Annotated in this window: 26 protein-coding genes; 18 read left to right on the plus strand and 8 right to left on the minus strand. The window is 64.6% G+C overall.

The features are described 5' to 3' along the window. Positions 1-33 precede the first annotated feature (33 nt). Together DDF70_RS07335 and ftsY are read right to left on the minus strand one after the other, a co-directional pair. A complete protein-coding gene (locus tag DDF70_RS07335) occupies positions 34-630 on the minus strand; it encodes a septation protein A (RefSeq protein WP_114944217.1) in 597 nt (198 codons plus the stop codon). Beyond that, a complete protein-coding gene (gene ftsY / locus DDF70_RS07340) occupies positions 627-1,967 on the minus strand; it encodes a signal recognition particle-docking protein FtsY (RefSeq protein WP_114944218.1) in 1,341 nt (446 codons plus the stop codon). Before ftsY ends, DDF70_RS07335 begins: the two co-directional genes overlap by 4 nt. 66 nt (positions 1,968-2,033) lie before the next feature. Between ftsY and DDF70_RS07345 the strand changes: the two genes are divergently transcribed. Continuing rightward, positions 2,034-2,714 (plus strand): RluA family pseudouridine synthase, encoded by a 681-nt coding sequence (locus DDF70_RS07345; protein WP_114944219.1) that lies wholly within the window; start codon positions 2,034-2,036, stop codon positions 2,712-2,714. Here the strand turns inward: DDF70_RS07345 and mtaB are convergent. Both mtaB and dapF read right to left on the minus strand, forming a co-directional pair. Further along, positions 2,711-3,964 carry a tRNA (N(6)-L-threonylcarbamoyladenosine(37)-C(2))-methylthiotransferase MtaB gene (mtaB, locus tag DDF70_RS07350; protein WP_114944220.1) on the minus strand — a complete coding sequence of 418 codons (1,254 nt, stop codon included), beginning with the start codon at positions 3,962-3,964 and terminating at the stop codon, positions 2,711-2,713. The genes DDF70_RS07345 and mtaB overlap by 4 nt on opposite strands. Continuing rightward, positions 3,964-4,848, minus strand: a complete 885-nt coding sequence (gene dapF / locus DDF70_RS07355; RefSeq protein ID WP_114944221.1) for a diaminopimelate epimerase — start codon at positions 4,846-4,848, stop codon at positions 3,964-3,966. The genes mtaB and dapF overlap by 1 nt, the downstream gene beginning before the upstream one ends. Before the next feature lie 207 nt (positions 4,849-5,055). Between dapF and DDF70_RS07360 the strand changes: the two genes are divergently transcribed. Then, a complete protein-coding gene (locus DDF70_RS07360; protein WP_114944222.1) occupies positions 5,056-5,835 on the plus strand; it encodes a GyrI-like domain-containing protein in 780 nt (259 codons plus the stop codon). Then, entirely contained in the window at positions 5,832-6,503 is a 672-nt protein-coding gene (locus tag DDF70_RS07365; protein ID WP_114944223.1) for an HAD family hydrolase, read from the plus strand. The genes DDF70_RS07360 and DDF70_RS07365 overlap by 4 nt, the downstream gene beginning before the upstream one ends. On the opposite strand, the gene DDF70_RS07370 is transcribed toward DDF70_RS07365, so the two are convergent. Further along, positions 6,460-7,524 (minus strand): MBL fold metallo-hydrolase, encoded by a 1,065-nt coding sequence (locus DDF70_RS07370; RefSeq protein ID WP_114944224.1) that lies wholly within the window; start codon positions 7,522-7,524, stop codon positions 6,460-6,462. The genes DDF70_RS07365 and DDF70_RS07370 overlap by 44 nt on opposite strands. A gap of 111 nt (positions 7,525-7,635) precedes the next feature. Here DDF70_RS07370 and DDF70_RS07375 point away from each other — a divergent pair, with 111 nt between their 5' ends. The 6 genes from DDF70_RS07375 (at position 7,636) to trmD (ending at position 11,977) form a co-directional block, all read left to right on the plus strand. Continuing rightward, positions 7,636-8,022: a hypothetical protein gene (locus DDF70_RS07375; protein ID WP_114944225.1), complete on the plus strand. Its 387-nt coding sequence runs from the start codon at positions 7,636-7,638 to the stop codon at positions 8,020-8,022. Positions 8,023-8,331: 309 nt separating this feature from the next. After that, positions 8,332-8,556: a glutathione S-transferase gene (locus DDF70_RS07380; protein ID WP_114944226.1), complete on the plus strand. Its 225-nt coding sequence runs from the start codon at positions 8,332-8,334 to the stop codon at positions 8,554-8,556. A gap of 2 nt (positions 8,557-8,558) precedes the next feature. Continuing rightward, positions 8,559-10,103 carry a signal recognition particle protein gene (gene ffh / locus DDF70_RS07385; RefSeq protein WP_114944227.1) on the plus strand — a complete coding sequence of 515 codons (1,545 nt, stop codon included), beginning with the start codon at positions 8,559-8,561 and terminating at the stop codon, positions 10,101-10,103. 73 nt (positions 10,104-10,176) lie between these two features. Then, a complete protein-coding gene (gene rpsP / locus DDF70_RS07390) occupies positions 10,177-10,536 on the plus strand; it encodes a 30S ribosomal protein S16 (RefSeq protein ID WP_009490740.1) in 360 nt (119 codons plus the stop codon). Between the two features lie 167 nt (positions 10,537-10,703). Next, positions 10,704-11,294, plus strand: coding sequence for a ribosome maturation factor RimM (gene rimM, locus DDF70_RS07395; protein ID WP_114944309.1), 591 nt, complete (start codon positions 10,704-10,706; stop codon positions 11,292-11,294). Beyond that, complete coding sequence (trmD, locus tag DDF70_RS07400) at positions 11,291-11,977, plus strand: tRNA (guanosine(37)-N1)-methyltransferase TrmD (RefSeq protein WP_114944228.1); 687 nt, start codon at positions 11,291-11,293, stop codon at positions 11,975-11,977. Before rimM ends, trmD begins: the two co-directional genes overlap by 4 nt. 315 nt (positions 11,978-12,292) lie before the next feature. Here the strand turns inward: trmD and DDF70_RS36410 are convergent, their stop codons facing one another. Beyond that, complete coding sequence (locus DDF70_RS36410; RefSeq protein ID WP_162820244.1) at positions 12,293-12,487, minus strand: hypothetical protein; 195 nt, start codon at positions 12,485-12,487, stop codon at positions 12,293-12,295. Positions 12,488-12,571: 84 nt separating this feature from the next. On the opposite strand from DDF70_RS36410, the gene DDF70_RS38690 reads away from it, so the two are divergent. The 3 genes from DDF70_RS38690 to DDF70_RS07415 all read left to right on the plus strand — a co-directional run bounded on the left by DDF70_RS38690 (position 12,572) and on the right by DDF70_RS07415 (position 14,886). Continuing rightward, a complete protein-coding gene (locus DDF70_RS38690; RefSeq protein WP_162820245.1) occupies positions 12,572-13,765 on the plus strand; it encodes a cadherin domain-containing protein in 1,194 nt (397 codons plus the stop codon). Between the two features lie 259 nt (positions 13,766-14,024). Next, positions 14,025-14,360, plus strand: a complete 336-nt coding sequence (locus DDF70_RS07410) for a hypothetical protein (RefSeq protein ID WP_114944230.1) — start codon at positions 14,025-14,027, stop codon at positions 14,358-14,360. A 115-nt stretch (positions 14,361-14,475) separates the two neighbouring features. Continuing rightward, positions 14,476-14,886: a VOC family protein gene (locus tag DDF70_RS07415; protein ID WP_342633905.1), complete on the plus strand. Its 411-nt coding sequence runs from the start codon at positions 14,476-14,478 to the stop codon at positions 14,884-14,886. A gap of 3 nt (positions 14,887-14,889) precedes the next feature. Here DDF70_RS07415 and DDF70_RS07420 read toward each other — a convergent pair whose 3' ends face one another. Further along, positions 14,890-15,846, minus strand: coding sequence for a PLP-dependent cysteine synthase family protein (locus tag DDF70_RS07420; protein WP_114944231.1), 957 nt, complete (start codon positions 15,844-15,846; stop codon positions 14,890-14,892). 103 nt (positions 15,847-15,949) lie between these two features. On the opposite strand from DDF70_RS07420, the gene DDF70_RS07425 reads away from it, so the two are divergent. From DDF70_RS07425 to leuC, 3 genes are all read left to right on the plus strand, one after another. After that, positions 15,950-16,621, plus strand: a complete 672-nt coding sequence (locus DDF70_RS07425; protein WP_114944232.1) for a winged helix-turn-helix transcriptional regulator — start codon at positions 15,950-15,952, stop codon at positions 16,619-16,621. Between the two features lie 144 nt (positions 16,622-16,765). Beyond that, positions 16,766-17,149: a 50S ribosomal protein L19 gene (gene rplS / locus DDF70_RS07430; RefSeq protein ID WP_114944233.1), complete on the plus strand. Its 384-nt coding sequence runs from the start codon at positions 16,766-16,768 to the stop codon at positions 17,147-17,149. A 229-nt stretch (positions 17,150-17,378) separates the two neighbouring features. Continuing rightward, positions 17,379-18,785, plus strand: coding sequence for a 3-isopropylmalate dehydratase large subunit (leuC, locus tag DDF70_RS07435; RefSeq protein ID WP_114944234.1), 1,407 nt, complete (start codon positions 17,379-17,381; stop codon positions 18,783-18,785). Between the two features lie 76 nt (positions 18,786-18,861). Here leuC and DDF70_RS07440 read toward each other — a convergent pair whose 3' ends face one another. Beyond that, the gene (locus DDF70_RS07440) at positions 18,862-19,176 is read right to left on the minus strand and encodes a hypothetical protein (RefSeq protein WP_114944235.1); all 315 of its coding nucleotides are present in this window, start codon (positions 19,174-19,176) and stop codon (positions 18,862-18,864) included. A 124-nt stretch (positions 19,177-19,300) separates the two neighbouring features. On the opposite strand from DDF70_RS07440, the gene DDF70_RS07445 reads away from it, so the two are divergent. From DDF70_RS07445 to leuD, 3 genes are all read left to right on the plus strand, one after another. Further along, positions 19,301-19,567 (plus strand): hypothetical protein, encoded by a 267-nt coding sequence (locus DDF70_RS07445; RefSeq protein WP_114944311.1) that lies wholly within the window; start codon positions 19,301-19,303, stop codon positions 19,565-19,567. 4 nt (positions 19,568-19,571) lie between these two features. After that, the gene (locus DDF70_RS07450) at positions 19,572-19,979 is read left to right on the plus strand and encodes a metallopeptidase family protein (RefSeq protein WP_114944236.1); all 408 of its coding nucleotides are present in this window, start codon (positions 19,572-19,574) and stop codon (positions 19,977-19,979) included. 142 nt (positions 19,980-20,121) lie between these two features. Next, the gene (gene leuD, locus DDF70_RS07455; protein ID WP_114944237.1) at positions 20,122-20,724 is read left to right on the plus strand and encodes a 3-isopropylmalate dehydratase small subunit; all 603 of its coding nucleotides are present in this window, start codon (positions 20,122-20,124) and stop codon (positions 20,722-20,724) included. Positions 20,725-20,765: the final 41 nt, after the last annotated feature.

Here is a 20,765-nt window from a genome sequence, read left to right on the forward strand (position 1 = left end):
AGAACGGGTCTTCACCGGCGATGGCGAATTTGCTCAGACCTCTCCGGCCTTCTTGATCTCGTGCCGCAGCAGCAGGGGCGTCTGCGCCAGCGCGAAGGCGATGGTGAGCGGCATGATGCCGAAGACCTTGAAGCTGACCCAGAAATCCGTGGTCTGCGTGCGCCAGACGATCTCGTTCAAGGCCGCGAGGGCGAAGAAGAACAGGGCCCAGCGCAGGGTGAGCTTGCGCCAGCCCTCTTCGTCGAGTTCGAACATGCTGTCGAGTACGATCTGAAGCAGGGGCTTGCGGAAATAAAGGCCGCCGAGCAGCACCAGCCCGAACATGGTGTTCACGATGGTGGGCTTGAGCTTGATGAAGGTCTCGTCCTGCAGGAACAGGGTCAGACCGCCGAAGACCACCACGACGATGCCCGACACCAGGGGCATGATCGGCAGCTTGCGGGTCAGCCCATAGCTGATCCCCAGGGCGACGACCGTCGCCACGATGAAGATCCCGGTGGCGGCGAAGATGCGGTGGTTCTCCGCGAAGCCGAACCGGTCTCCATAGGCGTTGCCGAGGAAGAACAGGGCCAGCGGCCCGAGTTCGAGGGCGAGCTTGAGGAGGGGCGGGAGGCGCTTTTCGTCTGTCATGAGGTTGCTTCTAACCCGGCAATGGCCTTTGCGAAATCCCGTGCGGTGAAAGGCTCCAGGTCCTCCACCCCTTCGCCGACGCCGATGAAATGAACTGGTAGGCCGAATTTGGCAGCCAATGCCACCAGGATACCACCTCGCGCCGTCCCGTCGAGCTTGGTCATGACGAGGCCCGTGACCCCTGCCGCCTTCTGGAACAACTCGACCTGGCTGATGGCGTTCTGGCCCACCGTCGCGTCGAGGACGAGCAGGGTGGCGTGCGGCGCGGACGGATCGAATTTCTTCACCACGCGTACGATCTTCTCGAGCTCGGCCATCAGCCCGGCCTTGTTCTGCAGGCGGCCGGCCGTATCGATGAGGAGCACGTCCGTGCCGTTGGCCTTCGCCTCCTGAAGGGCGTCGTAGGCAAGGCCTGCCGCATCGGCGCCCTGCTCGCGGGCCAGCACGGGTGCCCCGACCCGCTCGCCCCAGACCTTCAGCTGCTCGATGGCGGCCGCCCGGAAGGTGTCTCCGGCGGCCAGCATCACCTTCAGGCCCTGCTGGCGGAATTTCTGGGAGAGCTTGCCGATGGTCGTGGTCTTGCCCGCTCCGTTCACGCCGACCATGAGGATCACGAAGGGTTTCTTAGACCGGTCGATCGTAAGCGCCTGGGCGGCCGGCTCGAGCGCCTTCTCCACCTCGCCGGCCAGGATGGTCTTCACCTCCTGGGGCGAGATTTCCTTGTTGTAGCGACCCGCCGCGATCGCCTCGGTGATCCGCATGGCCGTAGGCACGCCGAGATCGGCCTGGACCAGCGCGTCCTCAAGCTCCTCCAAGGTGGCATCGTCGAGCTTACGCTTGGTGAAAAGGCCGGTCACGCTTTCCGACAGGGAGGACGAAGTGCGCCGCATGCCCTCCGTCAGGCGCTGCCACCAGCCGCGAGAGGCGGCGGGCTTCGGCTCGGGAATGGGAAGAACCTCGGCGGGGGCGGGCTCAAGAGCGGGCAAATCGGCGGCGGAAATGTCGGGGCGCAGCTCGGGGCCGGCCTCGGTGACGATGCGCGGCAGCGGCTCCTGCGGGTTGGTGCCCTCAGGATCCAGGCCCTCCACGGGCTGGAGATCGGCGCCTGCCAGCTCCGGCGGCACCTTGTCCTCTTCCAGCGTATCCGGGGAGGCGGTGGTCACACCCGGAGGAGCAGCCGTGAGATCATCCGCGGCTGATGCGGGCGGGGAGGGCATCGCTTCCGGCTCGCCGCCCGCCTGCGGGGTTTCCGGCGCCGGTGCGACGGGGGCTTCTTCAGCCTTGCGCCCGAACAGACGGGAGAAAAATCCGGGCTTGTCCGGCTTCGTATCGGCCATGAGTGTCGCTTTGCCTCGTGAACGCTGTGCTTGATTTAACGCTCGGGCCTCGATAGCCGAGACGCCATGAATGCGGAAGAGATAGTAAGCCGTCTGCTGTATCGCGATGCCCTGATGCTCGTGATCGACAAGCCCGCCGGTCTGCCGGTGCACCCCGGTCCGAAGGGCGGCGAGACCCTGTTTCATCATCTCGATGCCCTCCGCTTCGGTTTGCCGCGCCGCCCCGAGGCCGCGCACCGCCTCGACAAGGATACCTCCGGCTGTCTCGTGCTCGGCCGCCATCCCAAGGCCATCGCCCGCCTCAACGAGCTTTTTCGTAAAGGAGAGGTCGACAAGGTCTACTGGGCCGTGGTCGAGGGCGGGCCTCACGACGACGAGGGGGAGATCGATCTGCCGCTTGCGCCGAAATCGCCGGATCGCGGCTGGTGGATGAAGGTGGACCCGAAGGGTCAGCCTTCGCTGACGCAGTGGCGGGTCCTGGGGCGGGGCGAGGGTCTGTCCCTCCTCGAACTGCGCCCCATCACCGGCCGTACCCATCAGCTGCGGGTTCATTGCGCGGCGATGAACTTCCCGATCCTCGGCGATCCGATCTACGGCACGGCCCCGCGCTTCGCCGGTCCGGGCCTCCATCTCCATGCACGAAGCGTCACCGTGCCGCTCTATCCGAAGAAGCCGCCGATCACGGTCGAGGCGCCGGTGCCGGAGCATATGCGGGAGCGGGTTGGGATGTGTGGCGGCGCAGTTTAAGCTGCCAGCAGATCCTTGCCATCGTGTCCGGCGATGGTGGTCGGCACGATGGTGCCCGGCGTCACCGCGCCGGCGAAGCGCACGAGCGTGAACCCTTCCGTACGGCCGAGCTGATTGGTCTCGATCAGGACGTTGCGCCGCGCGCCGACTTCCTCGGCAAGGTGCTTCAGCAAGGCGGCCTCGCCCTTCTCGCGCAGGCGCCGTGCCCGGTCCTTGACCACGTCTCGCGCCACCTGGGGCATGCGGGCGGCCGGGGTGCCGGGGCGAGGCGAGAACGGGAAGACGTGGAGATGGGTCAGGCTGCATTCCTCGACGATGTCGAGGGAGCGGGCGAACATCTCCTCGGTCTCCGTCGGGAAGCCCGCGATGATGTCGGCCCCGAAGACCATATCCGGGCGGAGACGCTTCACCTGCTCGCAGAACGCGATGGCGTCGGCGCGCAGGTGGCGGCGCTTCATGCGCTTGAGGATCATGTCGTCGCCGGCCTGCAGCGAGAGATGCAGATGCGGCATCAGACGCGTCTCGGTGGCGATCACGTCGAAAAGGTCATCGTCCGCCTCCACCGAATCGATGGAGGAGATGCGAAGCCTCTCCAGTTCCGGCACATGCCGCAGAAGGCTTTTCACCAGGGTGCCGAGCTTCGGCTCACCCGGCAGATCCTTGCCGTAGCTCGTGATGTCGACGCCGGTCAGCACCACCTCGCGGGAGCCGTGCTCCACGAGATTGCGCACCTGTTCCACCACCGCGCCCATGGGCACGGAGCGGGAATTGCCGCGGCCGTAGGGGATGATGCAGAAGGTGCAGCGATGGTCGCAGCCGTTCTGCACCTGAACGAAGGCGCGGGTGCGTCCGCGCATCCCGTCGATGAGATGCACGGCGGTTTCCTTCACGGCCATGATGTCGTTGACGAGAACCTTCTCGGATGTGCCCAGGCCGAAATCGCGCAGACCCGTCCAGGTCTCGGCCTTCATCTTCTCGTGATTGCCGACAACCTGGGACACTTCCGGCATGGCCGCGAAGGTTTCGGGCTCCACTTGAGCGGCGCAGCCCGTCACCACGATCCGGGCATTGGGCTTCTCACGGGCGAGCTTGCGGATCGACTGGCGCGCCTGGCGGGTCGCCTCGCCCGTCACGGCGCAGGTGTTGACGATGATGACCTCGCCGAGGCCCGCCTCTTCCGCGTGGCGCTGCATGGCCTCCGACTCATAGGTGTTGAGCCGGCAGCCGAAGGTGACCACTTCCACGGCCATCAGGCCACCTCGGTGAACAGGGCGGGCGAGAAGGTGCCCTCGTGCTCCAGCTCGGTCGGGCCGGTCATGAGCACGTGACCATCGCTTTCGCGCCATTCGATGATGAGGTCGCCGCCGGGAAGCGTCACCACGGCCTTGCGGCCGGTCAGCCCCTTGCGGGCGGCCGCCACGAGGGTCGCGCAGGCGGCCGAGCCGCAGGCGCGGGTCGCACCGGCGCCGCGTTCCCACACGCGCAGGACGATGTGTTCGGGGCTCGTCACCTGCGCGAAGGAAATATTGGCCCGCTCCGGGAAGACCGGATCGTGTTCGAAGGCCGGGCCGATGGCGGCGAGGTCGTAGGCCTGAGCGTCCTCGACCCAGAAGACGGCGTGCGGGTTGCCCATGCTGACGGCCGAGGGGGCCTCAAGCTCGGGGGCCTCGGAGAGCCGGGTTTCGACGGCGATCGTCCGGGTGTCCGGATAGGGATCGCGCAGGGGAATCTCGTTCCAGGCGAGGCGCGGCGGGCCCATATCGACGGTGAAGACCTCGTCCGAGACGCGCTCCACCGGCAGCAGCCCGGCCTTGGTTTCGAGCACGAGGTCGCCCTCCACCGGACGGCTCATGATCGGGTCCGAAGTCATCGCCCAGGCGACGCAGCGGGTGCCGTTGCCGCAGGCGCCGGATTCCGAGCCGTCCGTGTTGTAGATGCGCATATAGGCGTCGGTGCCCGGCGTCACGGGATCGTGCAGAACCATCAGCTGATCGAAGCGCGAGCGCGGATCGGCCGCGATGGCGCGCGCTTCCGCCGCGCTCACCCGATGGGCGGAGCCGCGCAGGTCGAGCACGGTGATCTCGTTGCCGAGACCGTTCATTTTCAGGAAACGGCTGTTCGAAAGGGCACTCATGGGGGCGTATATGGCTGAAAATGCCGAAAATCGCGAGAGGGATCGCGCTTGTCTGCGGCAATATCGCCAGGCGACGGCGATGCGGGGGCTCCGGCCTGCTGCAATCCGTCCTCCACAGGATCCCGCTGATGGCCTCGCGGCTGCTACAAATCCCCCCTATGGTGCTGCCCGATATCCTATTTTGATTCGCGGGTGAGGCGTTTTTCCATGCGGCTGCGCTCTTCAGGTTTTCTTCTCGTTCTCGCCCTCTGCTCGGGCGTCGCCCTCGCGCAGACGCCTCCGGCAACCAGTCAGGCTCCGGCTCCGGCGGCTCCCGCGACGCCTGCCGCGCCTCCGGCGACGCCGCAGGCCCAGAGCATTCCCAACCCCGCTCCGGCCGAACCCCAGACACCGGCGGCTCCTCAGGCGCCCGCGACCGCACAGCCGTCCCCCGCGGCTCCGGCCCCGGCTGCTCCCGCCAATCCCGCGCCGGCCCAGCAGGCCGGCCGCACGACCCTGTTCCCGAATCCGAGCGACCCGACCGGCGTGGAGGAGGGCGTTCTGGTCTCCAAGCCGACCGTGGTGCTCTCGGGCACCAGCACCTGGGACGAGGCCTTCACCAACCTCAAGAACGCCTTCGCCAAGATCGAGGGTGAGCTGAAGAAGGCCGGGATCACCCCGACGGGCCGGCCGCTGACGATCTTCGTCGACACCGACGACAACGGCTTCAAGTACGAGGCGATGGTGCCGATCGCCCAGGTGCCCGAAGGCAAGACCGAGCTCACGCCCGAGATCAAGTTCGGCAAGACGCCGGAGGGCAAGTCCCTCCGCTTCGTGCACAAGGATGCCTATGACGAGATCGACGGCACTTACGAGACGATCACGGCCTATCTCGACCTCAAGGAGATCGTCGCCAAGGATGCTTTCATCGAGGAATACGTGAGCGACTTCACCGACTCGCAGGACACCGATTTCGAGGTGAACATCTACGTTCAGCCGAAACAATGATCGCTCTCTTCGACCTCGACGGGACCCTGACCAACCCGAAAACAGGCATCACCCGATCCGTCCAATACGCACTCGAACGGTTGGGCCGCCCCGTCCCGGACGCAGACGAGCTGACCTGGATGATCGGCCCGCCGCTGGTCGCAGGCTTCACGGAGCTTCTGGGTGGGACCGAGGAGGTCCAGGACGCCGTGCGCCTCTATCGCGAGCGCTACAGCGATGTCGGATTGTTCGAGAACGAGGTCTATGCCGGCATTCCGGCCTTGCTCCAGGATCTCCGGGAGAAGGAGGTCCGCCTCTATGTCGCGACCTCGAAGATGCATGTCTTCGCGCGGCGGATCCTCGACCATTTCGACCTGTCGCGCTTCTTCATCGAGATCTACGGCTCGGAACCCGACAACCGGAATGCCGACAAGCGCGATCTCATCCGGCACATTCTCGAGCGCGAAGGCTTCGACCCCGGGCGTGCCGTCATGATCGGCGACCGGAAGCACGATGCCATCGGGGCGAAGGCCAACGGCATCGCGTCGATCGGCGTCACCTGGGGCTATGGATCCCGGCAGGAATTGCTGGACGCCGGCAGTTCTTGCCTCGTCGACGATCCGCAAGGGTTGGTGGCGCCGATCTTCACGCTGACGGCGTCCACGCCTCCCCGGGTCGCAAAGGCCTGAAACGATCCTCCGGGATTTCGGCCGCCTGGAGGGCCGTCGTCAATTCCTGCGGCGGCTCGTCGACGCCCTCGTTGGTAAGCCGGAACGTGCCCCAATGGTGGCCGAGCGCCTGCTCGGCCTCGACGATCCGCAGCACCTTCACCGCATCCTCCGGGTTCATGTGCTGCGGCTCCATGAACCAGCGCGGCTCATAGGCGCCGATGGGCAGGTGAGCGACGCGCGGCCTGCCGAACCGCTCGCGCACGGCGTGAAAGATCTTGCCGTCGCCGAAGCCGGTATCGCCGATGTGATAGATCGTGCCGGCCGGCGTGGTGAGCACATAGGCGCACCAGAGCGCCATGCGCCTATCGTTGATGCCCCGCGCCGACCAGTGATAGGCGGGCTCGAAATGGGCCGTGACGCCATTGCCGAGGTCGATGGCGCCGCCCCAGTCCCGCGTCTCGACCGGGATCTCCGGATGTTCGGCCTGGATCACGGCGTCGTTGCCGAGGGGCGCAATGAATTTCGGGCGATGCCGCTGCCAGAGCTTCCCTAAGGTCTCGGTGTCGAGATGGTCGTAATGATTGTGGGTGATCAGCACCGCATGGATCGGCGGCAGATCCTCGAACGCGATCCCCGGCGGATTGACCCGCTTGGGACCGGCGAAGGAGACCGGGCTCGCCCGTTCCGAGAAAACCGGGTCGATCAGGACGTTGAGCCCCGCCACCTGGATCAGGAACGAGGCATGGCCGATCAGCGCCGTGCGCAGGCCCTGCACCTCGGCCGGGGGCTTGTCCCGGAACGGGCTCGGGAAACTCTCCGGCCAACCTTTACGCCCGCCGCCGAGCTGCCAGCGGGCGAGTTCCAGAAATCCCTTCTCCTGCGGCTGGTTGGCTAGGAAGAACCGCACCCCGTCGAAATGGTCGCTGACCGGCCCCTGATAGTAGCGGTTCTTGGCGCGGGCTGCCGTCATCCAACCGAGGGCGCTGGTCGCGGCGATGACGGGAAGACCGAGGGTTTTGAGGAGGGTGCGGCGGTTCATGAGGAAATCGTCTGTGGCGAGGTTCTAAGCGTGGGGATGCGCAGGCGGATCGGCAAGAGCTGGAAATAGTCAGGCTTAGCTGTATCGTACCAAAATTACATAAGGCTCGACATGTTCAATCAGACACTTGTTCCGCGCATCATCAGGGCTAAGGCTATGGCCATATTTGGATTTTTGCTGGCTGCTTGTTCCCCCATGCTTCCACCTATCATGGAGACTGCCTCAAAGTCGGAGCGGCCTATCGACAAGGTTTCTTCTCTCCATCCTATCGGATCAAAAAGCGAGAATTTGATTGAAGAGCTTAAGACGCAGGGCTTTGAGGTTACGCTTCGTCCCGGCTATGACCGGAAGTTGAACCCAAGCAGAGCTTACTACGATGCACGGAAAAAGCTCTGGGGCAGTATTATTCCATGCACGGCACTCATAAGCTGGGTCCCAGATGATCAGGACAACATCAGGGAATACCAAACTGTAATGATGGGTTGCGCAAATCTTTGAAGTCTCCAAGCATTCTATCTCGGGCCTCTTCCTTGACTCCGCCGCTCCTTTCCTCTATCGGCTGACCGCAAATCTGTAGAGCGAGCCCTTATGAGCCGCCGACCAGCCCGAGAGGCTGGAGGTCAACGTCCGACAGCGCGATGCGCCCTCGGGCGCGTTTCTCTTTGGGGTTTCTCTTCAATGGCCTTTCCTGAGGAGCCTGCGCAGCAGGCGTCTCGAAGGAGGGGTCCGCGGGCGCTGGAGACGCCTCGTCCTTTGAGACGGTGCTGACGCACCTCCTCAGGATGAGGCTGCGACAGAGCCAAGAGGATGAAACGGATGTCGGACGACACATTGCGCATCGAGGACGCGGTCAACGAGACCTGCCCGTGGTCGGGAAAGCCGATCGCGGCGGATTCGCTCACCCGCTATCGGGGCGAGGTCGTCGGCTTCTGCAATCCCGGCTGCCGCGACAAGTTCGAGGCGGCCATCCGCCACTTTGAAAAGGCCATCGCGGATCGCGATGTACCACTCATCGCAAAAGGAATTGAGTGATCATGTTCGAAGGCCTTTCCGACAAGCTTTCCAATATCCTCGGCTCGCTGACCCGCCGCGGCGCGCTCACCGAGGAGGATGTCAACGCGGCCCTGCGTGAGGTCCGCCGCGCCCTGCTCGAGGCCGATGTGGCGCTCGAGGTCGTGCGCTCCTTCACGGACAAGGTGCGTGCCCGCGCAGTCGGCGCCGAGGTGGTCAAGTCGGTCTCGCCCGGCCAGCAGGTGGTCAAGATCGTCCACGACCAGCTCGTCGAGATGCTGGGCGCGGACGCGGAGGTGATCAGCCTCAACGCGGTTCCGCCCGTCGGCATCCTCATGGTCGGTCTCCAGGGTTCGGGCAAGACGACCACCACGGCGAAGATCGCCCGGCGCCTGAAGGACCGCGAGAACCGCCGCGTGCTCATGGCCTCCCTCGATACCCGCCGCCCGGCGGCCATGGAGCAGCTCGCGGTGCTGGGCCAGCAGGTGGGGGTCGACACCCTGCCCATCGTCGCCGGCCAGTCCGCCGTGCAGATCGCCCGCCGCGCCATGGAAGCCGCCCGCCTCGGCGGCTACGACGTGGTGATGCTCGACACCGCCGGCCGCGTCACCGTGGACGAGGCCCTCATGGTGGAGGCGGCGGACGTGCGCGCCGCCACGAACCCGCACGAGGTGCTCCTCGTCGCCGATGCGCTCACCGGTCAGGACGCGGTCAACACGGCGCGCGCCTTCGATAGCCGTCTCGGCGTCACCGGCATCGTGCTGACCCGCATGGACGGCGATGCCCGCGGCGGTGCGGCGCTTTCCATGCGCGCCGTCACCGGCAAGCCGATCAAGCTCATCGGCACGGGCGAGAAGGTCGACGCGCTGGAAGAATTCCACCCGAGCCGCGTCGCCAACCGCATCCTCGGCATGGGCGACATCGTCTCCCTGGTCGAAAAGGCCGCCGAGAACTTTGATGCCCAGCAAGCCCAGCGCATGGCCGAGAAGATGCGCAAGGGCAAGTTCGACCTGGAAGACCTGCGCGATCAGCTGGCCCAGATGGAGAAGATCGGCGGTCTCTCCGGCATGATGGGCATGCTGCCGGGCGTGGCCAAGATGAAGTCGCAGCTCGAGAACGCCAATCTCGACGACCGGATCATCAAGCGCCAGCGCGCCATCATCGATTCCATGACCCCGGCCGAGCGCCGCAACCCGGACATCCTCAAGGCCTCGCGCAAGAAGCGCATCGCGGCCGGTGCCGGCGCCAAGGTCGAGGAGATCAACAAGCTGCTGAAGATGCACCGCCAGATGGCCGACGTCATGAAGATGATGGGCGGCGGCAAGGGCAAGGGCATGGCCGGCGCGCTCGGCAAGATGTTCGGCATCGGCGGTGGCGGCGGCATGCCCCAGCCGACGCCCGAGCAGATCGAGGCCCTGCAGAAGCAGATGGGCGGCAAGCTGCCCGACTTCCCCGGCGGCGCCGGCGGTCTTCCGCCCAAGGGTGTGCCGGGCCTGCCCGGTCTCGGCGCCGGCAAGATCCCGGGGCTCCCCGGCATCGGCGGTTTTCCGTTCGGCAAGAAGAAATGAGTTTCGTCATTCCCGCCAAGGCGGGAATGACGCGAAGGCAAGTTTGATCACAGGACACTAAAAGGAGTTACCGATGTCCCTGAAGATCCGTCTCACCCGTGGTGGTGCGAAGAAGCGTCCCTACTACCGCATCGTCGTGGCCGACTCGCGCTCCCCGCGCGATGGCCGCTTCATCGAGAAGGTCGGCACCTACGACCCGATGAAGCCGAAGGACGACGCCGGCCGCGTCGTTCTCGAGACCGAGAAGATCCAGGCCTGGCTCGCCAAGGGCGCCCAGCCGACCGACCGCGTCCTGCGCTTCCTCGATGCCGCCGGCCTCCTGAAGCGTCCGGCCCGCAACAACCCGCAGAAGGCCGTTCCGGGCAAGAAGGCCCAGGAGCGCGCCGCCGAGAAGGCCGCTGCGGCCGAGGCTGCCGGCGGCGAGGCCGCTTAAGTCCCATGACAAGGGGGCGCAACCCATCCTCCCCTCGAGGGGGAGGGTCGACGCTGCGTGAGCAGCGGCGGGATGGGGTGGAAACACCCCGTTCCGAAAGGTCGCGCCCCCACCCCATTCCGGACCTGCGGTCCGATCCTCCCGCGCGCAAGTCGGGAACACCCGATATCCGAGGGGAGGGCGGCCGCTCCGCTCCGGCAGAAAGAGACGACCTCGTCCTCGTGGGCGAGTTCGGCCGCGCCCATGGCCTCAAGGGCGAGGTGCGGCTGAAATCCCATACGGGCGATCCGCAGGCGATCGCCGGCTACAGGCCGTTGATCGCATCGAACGGCAAGAGCTTTTCTCTCAGGAATGTGCGGACAGCCCCCGGCGCCGCACCCGATCTTCTCATCGCCATCGTCGACGGCGTGACGACGCGCGAGGCGTCCGAAGCACTCAACCGCGTGCAGCTCTATGTGGAGCGCGACAAGCTTCCACCGCCCGACGAGGAGGACGAGTTCCTGCTCGCGGATCTGATCGGCCTCGCTGTTCATAACGAAGCCGGCGAGATCATCGGCACCGTGGTCGACGTGCCCAATTACGGCGGCGGCGATCTTCTCGAAATCGCGCCCACGCAGAAAGGCCCGACGGCCCTTCTGCCGTTCACCAAGGCGTTCGTGCCGAACGTGGATCTGGCGGGCAAGCGCATCGTGGCAAACCCGCCGGACGACTTGTTCGAACCGGCGAAGTCCGCACCCGATTCCGAGGACGAGGCGTGAGTTTTTCCGCCACCATTCTCACGCTTTATCCCGACATGTTCCCAGGACCGCTCGGCATGTCCCTGTCGGGTGATGCGCTCGCGCGCGGCGTGTGGTCGCTCGCGGCGAAAAACATCCGCGACCACGGCCTCGGCCGTCATCGCACGGTGGACGACACGCCGGCCGGGGGCGGTCCCGGCATGGTGATCCGCTGCGACGTGCTGGCCTCCGCCATCGACGCCAATGTTCCGGTTGACGATCCGCGTCCCAAGCTTCTCATGAGCCCGCGCGGCCGGCCGCTGACACAAGGCTATGTGCGCGAACTCGCGGCCGGTCCGGGCGTGGTGATCGTCTGCGGCCGGTTCGAGGGCGTGGACGAGCGCGTGATCGAGGCGCGGGGACTGCAAGAGGTCTCCATCGGCGATTACGTGCTCTCCGGTGGCGAGATGGCCGCCATGATCGTGCTCGATGCCTGCGTGCGGCTCCTGCCCGGCGTCATGGGCAAGGAGGCCTCCGGCACGGAGGAGAGCTTCGAAACCAATCGCCTCGAGTATCCGCACTACACGCGGCCGCGCGAATGGGAGGGCCGGCCCATCCCCGACGTGCTGCTCTCCGGCAACCACGCCATGATCGAGCGCTGGCGTCGCGAGGAATCGGAGCGCATCACGCGAGAGCGGCGGCCGGATCTGCTGAAAGGCGTATAGGCGGCGGTGCGACTGTAGAGCGCTCTTCCTGTCGGTCGGGTTCAGGCGTTCTTCGCCTTTTTCAGTTGGAAATAATATTTCTAATCATTTATTGTGACATTATAGTATTTTATATCCCTCTCATGATGACTTGCTAAGGAGGTTGTCGTGGCTGATACGACTATCAGAAGTGATACTTCATCCACCGTGACTTTGGCGAACGATGGCGACAATGTCATTGTCAATCCGAGGGTCAATATAAGTGTCTCCGGCACAGCGGGTATCTCCTCGACAAACTCCTTCCATAGTTTAACCTTGTTGAACGCGGCCGTTGTCTCAAGCGGAAGCGCGACCGGCATCAATTTTACCGGAGGCGGGAAACATAGCGTAAGTATTGCCGAATTGGCCCAGGTCTCCGGGCAATCTCAAGGCATTTTCCTCGCTGGCAGTCAGAATGTGCTCAAAAATGCCGGCAACATCAGTGGGCACCTTGTCGGTGCGCGCATCGGCAGCGACGGCAGTATCGGCCATCAAATCTTTCAGTCAGGATCGATCATCGGGTCCACCCAGGAAGGTCTGTGGGTCAGAGGCGATGCCTTAATTTACAACACCGGCTTGATCCAAGGCGGGAGTTCCGGAATCTACAGTTATACTGCCACCGCGACCACCATCAGTAATTACGGAACCATAGTCGGCGGCACCGGCGATGCAATCTACGTCGGTACTGGCTTCGTTGCGGTGAACAACAGCGGCCAGATTCAAGGATCGGTCACTTTCGATGGCGCGGGCGATGATCTTTACGATGGCCGAAACGGCATCGTGACGGGACTCGTCGATCTCGGCGCCGGCAACGACCGAGCCTATGGCGGATCCAGAGCTGAAACCTTCAAGGGTGGTGCCGGCAATGACACCATCGACGGCGGCGGTGGGGGCGATACGGTTCATTATGACAGTGCCCGCTCCAACTACGTGATCGCTATCGATGCCCGCGGTGCCACCATCGCCGATACCCGGGCAAACTTCGACGGAGCCGACACGCTCAGGAACGTGCGCTTCGCAAAATTCTTAGACCAGACGATAACCCTTTATAATTCCGCGCCGACAGGCATCACGCTGTCCAAGACGGCCATTGCGGAGAATGTCCAGGCGACAGCCATCGTGGCGACTCTCGCGGCCTCCGACGCCGATGGCGACGCGCTCACCTACAGCCTCGTTTCCGATCCCTCGGGCCGCTTCCGGGTCGACGGCAACAATCTCGTGCTGATCGGCGCGCTCGACTACGAGACCCAGCGCCAGCACTCCATTACCGTGAAGGCCAAGGATGCCTATGGCGGAGAGGTTGTACAGGTGCTCACTCTCGACGTCACGAACGTGGTCGAGACGACCGGGCTGACCCTTAGGGGCACCGCGGGTGCGGACGTGCTGACCGGCGAGGCGGGCAATGACCGGCTCTACGGCCTCGGCGGCAATGACGTGCTGACCGGCGGTGCAGGGGCGGACATCTTCGTGTTCGATACGAAGCCGAACAAAACCACGAATCTCGATCGCATCACTGACTTCGTCGTGGCGGACGATACGATCCACCTGGCGAAATCAGTCTTTACGAAGATCACAAAGAAGGGCGTTCTAGCAAAAGCTGCCTTCTATGTGGGAGACAAGGCGCACGATTCGGACGACCGGGTCATCTACAACAAGAAAACTGGTGCGTTGTCCTACGATGCGGATGGACATGGCGCTGGCACTGCGGTCCAGTTCGCGACAGTCGCGAAAAACCTCAAGATGACGGAAAAAGACTTTTACATCATCTGAGGTGAGGCCCTGTAGAGTCATATCCTCGCCGATGGCCAAATCCCACGGCCGTTGGATGCGTCGAGCGCGGCAAGGCTGGAACGGGCGCAAGAACATGAGCGCCCGTTGTGTGCTTCGAGATAAAGAGGACTGGATCTGCTGGAGCGATAGGGCGCTTCGGTCACCTGATGCGTCTTGCAAGAACAGCCGACCCCAAGGCGGAACGCCGGCCACAGCAAGCGGTTTAACGCAGTGGGCCCCTCGATCATGGGAGATCGACATGATCAGCCGCATCATTCTTGGCACGACGCTTGCGTTCATCTCCACCAGTCCCAGCTTCGCGGGACCATGCACGCAACGGATCGCCGATCTGGAGAAGTCCGTTTCGGCCAGGCAGGAAGGAGCTGGACCGACATTGGATGCCCCCGCGACGACAGGTTCGGCGGTTCAGGGCTCATCCCCTGCAGGGCAGGCCACGACGACCCGAAGCCAAAGTAACAATCAAACCATGCAGATGATCCAGCAGGCCAAGCAGCTTGACCAGCAGGGCAAGGAAGCCGAATGCATGGACATGACGACCAGGATCGGCGCCATGGCTCCTCCGGCTACCAAGTAGAGAGAAGTGCTTTCGAGATGAAAATACCGCTGTGCCGCTCGCTTGAAGCGCAGTGGCATTGCGGCTCATGAACATGTGTGCTCCGCTCTGCCCGAACTCATTCAAGATGGACAAGGTGAACGCTTCGATGGTGCAGGGTTTCGAGCATGTAGGCATGACCAGCAGCGATCTCGACAGGACCATCGCGTTCTATCGCGACCTGCTCGGGCTGAAGGAGATCCTGGTCAAGCGCACCGGCGACGGCGGACGCATCGCGTTTCTCGAGACCGGCGGCGTCATGCTCGAAATCGTCGAGCCGGCCGCATCGATCCAGACGCCGGCGCGCGAGGTTCCCGTCACCGAGGCCGGCATCCGTCACATCACCTTCCGGGTCGACGATGTCGAGGCGATCTACGAAAAGCTTCGTTCCGCCGGCGTGGAGTTCACCGTGCCGCCGCGCAAGGCCGCGAATGCGGAGCTGATCCGCAAGGTGGCGTTCTGCAAGGATCCGGACGGCATCGTCGTCGAGTTCCTGGAGCGCGTGTGACCATCACGCGGGCGTACGGCTTGCTGCAAGTCTCGCCCCGAACGTCTTCAGATACTTCATGCCCGTATCGCACATCACCGTGACGATTGTGGCATCCGGCCCCAGCCGTTCGGCGAGACGCAAGGCCGCAATGACATTTGCACCCGTCGATGTACCGGCGAACAGGCCTTCCTCGCGGGCGAGCCGGAAGGCCATCGCCGTGGCCTCTTCGGTCGATACGCGCTCGATTGCGTCGGCGATGCCGTCGTGCCAGAGCGGCACCACATAGCCCGCGCCGATGCCGTCGATCTTGTGGGCGCCCGACGGGCCTCCCGACAGGACGGGGGATTCCGCAGGTTCGCCGGCGACGATCCGCACCGTTTCTCGGTGCCGCCGCAGCCCCTCGGCGATGCCACGCAAGGAGGCGGCCGTGCCGACGCTCTGAACGAAGCCGTCGACGCGGCCGTTCGTCTGATGCCAGATCTCGTCGGCCATCCGGTAATAGGCGACGATCTGGTCGCGATTCCTCATCTGGTCGGTCCAGAACGAGCCCTTCGCCTCGGCGATGATGCGGGCCTCTTCAATCATGTCCTTCGTCAGCTTCTCGGTCATGCGCCCGCTGTCGCTCGGCACGATGTGCAGCGTCGCGCCCAGAAGCGCCATGTGGTCGCGCTTCTCCTGGGCAAAGGCATCGGAGGTCACGATATCGAGCGGATATCCCTTCACCGCGCAGACCAGCGAGAGGGAAACCCCGGTGCTGCCGCCGGTATACTCGACCACCGAGCCCCCCGGTTTCAGGCGCCCGTCCGCCTCCGCGGCCTCGATCATGGCGAGCGCCATTCGGTCCTTCATGCTGCCGGTGGGATTTTCGCTCTCCAGCTTCAGCAGGATTCGCGCGCCGTTCGCCGGGCGGATGGTGCGCAGGGCAATGAGAGACGTGTTGCCGATACGGTCGAGAATGGTGTGGGGCTGGGTGGTCATGGGCCTTGTCCGGGAATTTCCGCCTTGTAGGCCCAGGCGAGGCGACTGTCAGGTCCGGAATCCGGACTTCTGTCGTGCCCACGGTCGTGCTAGCGCTGGTCCTATGGCAGATTACGGTCAGTTCTGTTCCGTTGCGCGCGCCCATGAGGCCATCGGCGGGCGCTGGACCCTTCTCGTGGTGCGCGAGTTGCTGTGCGGCAGCCGGCGTTTCAACGACATCCGCCGCGGCATCCCGCGCATCTCCCGCACCATGCTCTCGGAGCGCCTGCAGGGGCTGGTCCAAGTGGGAGTCGTCACGCGCATCGAGGGCAATCAGGGGCCTGAATATGCCTTAACGGAAGCGGGCCGGGAGCTGATGGGGATCGTCGGCGCCCTCGGCACCTGGGGGCAGCGCTGGCTGCCGCGTCGGGCCGAGACAGAGGATCTCGACCTCGAGCCCCTTCTCGTCGACATGGAGCGGCGCGTTCGAACGGAGGCTTTGCCGGACGAACCCATGGTCATCCGCTTCGAGATCGAGGGGCAGCGCCAACCGCGCTTTCTGCTGCTGAAAGTGGCCGACGTCGCGCTCTGCGGCCGGAATCCAGGCTTCCCCGAGCCGCTCTGCGTGCGCGGGCCTCTGCCTGCCCTGGTCGCGTGGTGGCGGGGCGATGTGAGCTTTGCCGAGGCGCAGAGGATGGGCCTCGACGTGGAGGGGCCGAAGGCCCTCGCGCGAGCCTTTCCGGACTGGTTCGAGCGGTATCCGTTTGCCGAGGTCGTCCCTGCGGTCCCGGCCTAGGAAGCTGTCATCCGTCCTGATGATGTGAAAGGCTCGACAATCCTCCCGATCTCCTGTATAGGCGCGGCCTCAACTTAAAACAGGACGCCGAAATCCCGCGGGTTTTGAGATCGCTCAGGGCCACGCAACGGCAGGAGTACAACGATGAACCTCATTCAGCAGCTCGAGCAGGAGCAGATTGCCAAGCTCGCCAAGACCATTCCCGACTTCCAGCCCGGCGATACCGTCATCGTCAACGTGAAGGTGAAGGAAGGCGAGCGGACCCGCGTGCAGGCCTACGAAGGTGTCTGCATCGCCCGTTCCGGTGGCGGTCTCCACGAGAGCTTCACGGTCCGCAAGATCTCCTACGGCGAAGGCGTCGAGCGCGTGTTCCCGCTCTACTCGCCGCTCGTCGATTCCATCAAGGTCGTGCGCCGCGGCGCCGTCCGCCGCGCCAAGCTGTACTACCTGCGCGACCGTCGCGGTAAGTCGGCCCGTATCGCCGAGCGCACCGAGAAGAAGACCGAGACCCCGGCTGCCGCCGAGTAAGCCCTGTCTCATCGACAGAATTCACGAAGGCGCGGCTCAGACCGCGCCTTTTTGCTGAGGCGGTCCTCCAGTCGGCTCCCGGCCTGAGCGCGACAAAAATATAATTGCGCGCTGTCCGCCTTCTGCTATGCGATCGTTTCAAGGCCGTGTGCGCTCAGGACATCTTCCCGTTCGCGCCATAGGCCGCTAAACACGCCGGACCACCATTTTCGACCGTTGGAAGAGACCTATGGCCAAAGCCCGTACCCTCTATGACAAGATCTGGGACGACCACGTCGTCGATCAGCAGGATGACGGGACGTGCCTTCTCTACATCGACCGTCACCTCGTTCATGAAGTGACCAGCCCGCAGGCCTTCGAAGGCCTGCGCATGACCGGCCGCAAGGTGCGCCAGCCGCAGAAGACCCTGGCCGTGGTCGACCACAACGTGCCGACCTCAGACCGCTCGCACGGCATCGAGGATCCCGAGGCCGCGACTCAGGTTGCCGCTCTCGCCCAGAACGCCAAGGAATTCGGCGTCGAGTACTACAACGAGCTCGACACCCGCCAGGGCATCGTCCACGTGGTGGGGCCCGAGCAGGGCTTTACCCTGCCGGGCATGACCATCGTGTGCGGCGACAGCCACACCTCGACTCATGGCGCCTTCGGGTCGCTTGCCCACGGCATCGGCACCTCGGAGGTCGAGCACGTGCTCGCCACCCAGACGCTGATCCAGAAGAAGGCCAAGAACATGCGCGTGACCGTGGACGGGCAGCTGCCCCCCGGCGTCACGGCGAAGGACATCATCCTGGCCATCATCGGCGAGATCGGCACCGCCGGCGGTACCGGCCACGTGATCGAATATGCGGGTGAGGCCATCCGGTCCCTGTCGATGGAAGGCCGCATGACGATCTGCAACATGTCGATCGAGGGCGGTGCCCGCGCCGGCATGGTGGCGCCCGACGAGAAGACTTACGCCTATCTCAAGGACCGCCCCAAGGCCCCGAAGGACGAGGCCTGGGAGGCGGCCGTGCGGTACTGGGATTCCTTGCGCACGGACGAAGGCGCCTTCTTCGACACCGAGATCCGCCTCGATGCCGCCAATCTGCCGCCCATCGTCACCTGGGGCACGTCGCCCGAGGACGTGGTGTCGGTCGCCGGCGTGGTGCCGAACCCGGACGACATCCAGGACGAGAACAAGCGCCGCTCCAAGTGGCGGGCGCTTGAATATATGGGCCTCACGCCTGGCACGAAGATCACCGACATCACCCTCGACCGCGTCTTCATCGGCTCGTGCACCAACGGCCGCATCGAAGACCTGCGGGCCGTCGCCAAGGTGGTCGAGGGCAAGCGCGTGGCCGAGAGCGTCAGCGCCATGATCGTGCCGGGCTCCGGCATCGTGAAGATGCAGGCCGAGGCCGAGGGGCTCGACAAGATCTTCAAGGAAGCCGGCTTCGACTGGCGCGAGCCCGGCTGCTCCATGTGCCTCGCCATGAACGCCGACCGCCTCGCGCCCCACGAGCGCTGCGCCTCCACGTCGAACCGCAACTTCGAGGGCCGTCAGGGCTTCAAGGGCCGCACCCACCTCGTCTCGCCCGCCATGGCGGCGGCGGCGGCGATCGCCGGCCGGTTCGTGGACATTCGCAGCTTCAGCTGACCTTGCTTGATCCAGGGCTAAACGAAAAGGCCGCGACTCGTGCGAGTCGCGGCCTTTTCCGTGGAACGCTGGACGCTTAGTCGATGTAGCCGCGGCGGCCCGCGACGATCTGACGGCAGCGCTCGACCGGACGGCGGACGACCACGCCGTTCGGGCGGACACGCTCTTCCATGACCGTACGGCAGACTGTGCGGGACCGGACGGGACGCACGACGCGGCGCTCGACGACGCGCTCGCGGTAGCCGTCGCGATAGCCGTAGCCGTAATGCCGCTCCTGCGCCACGCGGACACCCGACGGACCGATCCGCACATCCACGCCCTGAGCCGACGCCGCACCGGCACCGAAAACCACCAGCCCGGCCGCAGCCAGGATACCAAACACCTTACGCATTGTTGCCTCGTGAGCTTTTGACAGTTCGGGCCTGTTAACGGCCAAGCGTGCGAGACGTTCCGTTGCGAAGATGCGTTCCGATCGCCATGGTAAAGCAACGGTGAAGAAGCCGGAGGAGGGATTCATGAGCGATCAGGACCGGGAAGCCCGCGAGGCTCGCGAGGCGCTGGAGCGCGTCCAGAGGGATACCGACACCCTCGGCTCCTCGGCGCTCGCCCGCATGGGACGGCGGGCCGGCGAGCATTTCGGCGCAAAGGACGCCATGGGCACGGGCGAAGACGGCCGGACGGACCCGATCGAGCTCTGGGGCCGCCGCATCGGCCGGGCCCTGTCCCTCGTCGGCGTCGTGATCCTGGCCATCTGGCTTCTGGTTCAGCTGAGGATCCTCTGACCCCATGACCGACTGGGCCAACATCCAAGCCCCCTCCCTCGACGATCTCGAAATCCTGGCGCGGGACGCTTATGCCCGGCTGCCGGAGGAGTTCCGTCAGCTTTGCGAGGGAGTCGTGATCCGCGTCGAGGATTTTCCCGACGACGAGACCCTGCGGGAGATGGGCTGCGAGACGCCGTTCGACCTGCTCGGTCTCTTCCGCGGCCTCGGACTCGCCCAGGGCGGGGCCATGATGCAGACGGGCCAGTTTCCCAACATGGTCTGGCTCTACCGCCGTCCGATCCTCGATTATTGGGCCGAGCACGAGGAGAGCCTGGGCCATCTCGTCGCCCATGTGCTGGTGCACGAGATCGGGCACCATTTCGGCCTCTCCGACGACGACATGGAAGCCATCGAGGCGGCGGCTTCTTGAAACTTACAAAATTGCGTCAAATGCTCAGCGGACGACAATTCTTTGCGTGCCGCGACCATCGTTGACCTAGCCGTGTCCGAAGGCCTTTGATATGAGGCACCGGACAAGCGGCCCGGCTGCCGCCTTCAGGGATGTGAGGACCATGGACAAGTTCACCGTGCTGGAAAGCGTCGCGGCGCCGCTGCGGATCATCAATATCGACACCGATATGATCATCCCCAAGCAGTACCTGAAGACGATCAAGCGCACCGGGCTCGGAACGGGTCTCTTCTCGGAGATGCGCTATCGCGAGGACGGTTCGGAGAACCCGGATTTCGTGCTCAACCAGCCGGCCTACCGCAACGCCCAGATCCTGGTGGCAGGCGACAATTTCGGCTGCGGTTCCTCCCGCGAGCATGCCCCCTGGGCGCTGCTCGATTTTGGCATCCGCTGCGTGATCTCTACCAGCTTCGCTGACATCTTCTACAACAACTGCTTCCAGAACGGCATCCTGCCGATCAAGGTCTCGCCGGAGGACCTGGAAAAGCTCTTCGACGACGCGGAGCGCGGTGCCAACGCCACCCTGACCATCGATCTGGAAAACCAGGAGATCCGCGGCCCCGACGGCGGCACGGTCAAGTTCGACATCGATCCGTTCAAGAAGCACTGCATGCTCAATGGCCTCGACGGCATCGGCCTGACCATGGAGAAGGGCAGCGCCATCGACAGCTTCGAGAAGAAGCTCTCCGAGCGCGCCTGGGCGTGAGGCTCCTCGGCCCTCACCTCATCGGGGAGGGCAATGCGACT

Source organism: Microvirga calopogonii, assembly GCF_003347665.1.
Taxonomy (GTDB): Bacteria; Pseudomonadota; Alphaproteobacteria; order Rhizobiales; family Beijerinckiaceae; genus Microvirga; species Microvirga calopogonii.

Bases quoted from the DNA above. Each gene is read 5' to 3' on its own strand.
- DDF70_RS07335 (WP_114944217.1), bottom strand. From the start codon at position 630: ATGACAGACGAAAAGCGCCTCCCGCCCCTCCTCAAGCTCGCCCTCGAA.
- ftsY (WP_114944218.1), bottom strand. From the start codon at position 1,967: ATGGCCGATACGAAGCCGGACAAGCCCGGATTTTTCTCCCGTCTGTTC.
- DDF70_RS07345 (WP_114944219.1), top strand. From the start codon at position 2,034: ATGAATGCGGAAGAGATAGTAAGCCGTCTGCTGTATCGCGATGCCCTG.
- mtaB (WP_114944220.1), bottom strand. From the start codon at position 3,964: ATGGCCGTGGAAGTGGTCACCTTCGGCTGCCGGCTCAACACCTATGAG.
- dapF (WP_114944221.1), bottom strand. From the start codon at position 4,848: ATGAGTGCCCTTTCGAACAGCCGTTTCCTGAAAATGAACGGTCTCGGC.
- DDF70_RS07360 (WP_114944222.1), top strand. From the start codon at position 5,056: ATGCGGCTGCGCTCTTCAGGTTTTCTTCTCGTTCTCGCCCTCTGCTCG.
- DDF70_RS07365 (WP_114944223.1), top strand. From the start codon at position 5,832: ATGATCGCTCTCTTCGACCTCGACGGGACCCTGACCAACCCGAAAACA.
- DDF70_RS07370 (WP_114944224.1), bottom strand. From the start codon at position 7,524: ATGAACCGCCGCACCCTCCTCAAAACCCTCGGTCTTCCCGTCATCGCC.
- DDF70_RS07375 (WP_114944225.1), top strand. From the start codon at position 7,636: ATGTTCAATCAGACACTTGTTCCGCGCATCATCAGGGCTAAGGCTATG.
- DDF70_RS07380 (WP_114944226.1), top strand. From the start codon at position 8,332: ATGAAACGGATGTCGGACGACACATTGCGCATCGAGGACGCGGTCAAC.
- ffh (WP_114944227.1), top strand. From the start codon at position 8,559: ATGTTCGAAGGCCTTTCCGACAAGCTTTCCAATATCCTCGGCTCGCTG.
- rpsP (WP_009490740.1), top strand. From the start codon at position 10,177: ATGTCCCTGAAGATCCGTCTCACCCGTGGTGGTGCGAAGAAGCGTCCC.
- DDF70_RS36410 (WP_162820244.1), bottom strand. From the start codon at position 12,487: ATGGCCGATACTGCCGTCGCTGCCGATGCGCGCACCGACAAGGTGCCC.
- DDF70_RS07410 (WP_114944230.1), top strand. From the start codon at position 14,025: ATGATCAGCCGCATCATTCTTGGCACGACGCTTGCGTTCATCTCCACC.
- DDF70_RS07420 (WP_114944231.1), bottom strand. From the start codon at position 15,846: ATGACCACCCAGCCCCACACCATTCTCGACCGTATCGGCAACACGTCT.
- DDF70_RS07425 (WP_114944232.1), top strand. From the start codon at position 15,950: ATGGCAGATTACGGTCAGTTCTGTTCCGTTGCGCGCGCCCATGAGGCC.
- rplS (WP_114944233.1), top strand. From the start codon at position 16,766: ATGAACCTCATTCAGCAGCTCGAGCAGGAGCAGATTGCCAAGCTCGCC.
- leuC (WP_114944234.1), top strand. From the start codon at position 17,379: ATGGCCAAAGCCCGTACCCTCTATGACAAGATCTGGGACGACCACGTC.
- DDF70_RS07440 (WP_114944235.1), bottom strand. From the start codon at position 19,176: ATGCGTAAGGTGTTTGGTATCCTGGCTGCGGCCGGGCTGGTGGTTTTC.
- DDF70_RS07445 (WP_114944311.1), top strand. From the start codon at position 19,301: ATGAGCGATCAGGACCGGGAAGCCCGCGAGGCTCGCGAGGCGCTGGAG.
- DDF70_RS07450 (WP_114944236.1), top strand. From the start codon at position 19,572: ATGACCGACTGGGCCAACATCCAAGCCCCCTCCCTCGACGATCTCGAA.
- leuD (WP_114944237.1), top strand. From the start codon at position 20,122: ATGGACAAGTTCACCGTGCTGGAAAGCGTCGCGGCGCCGCTGCGGATC.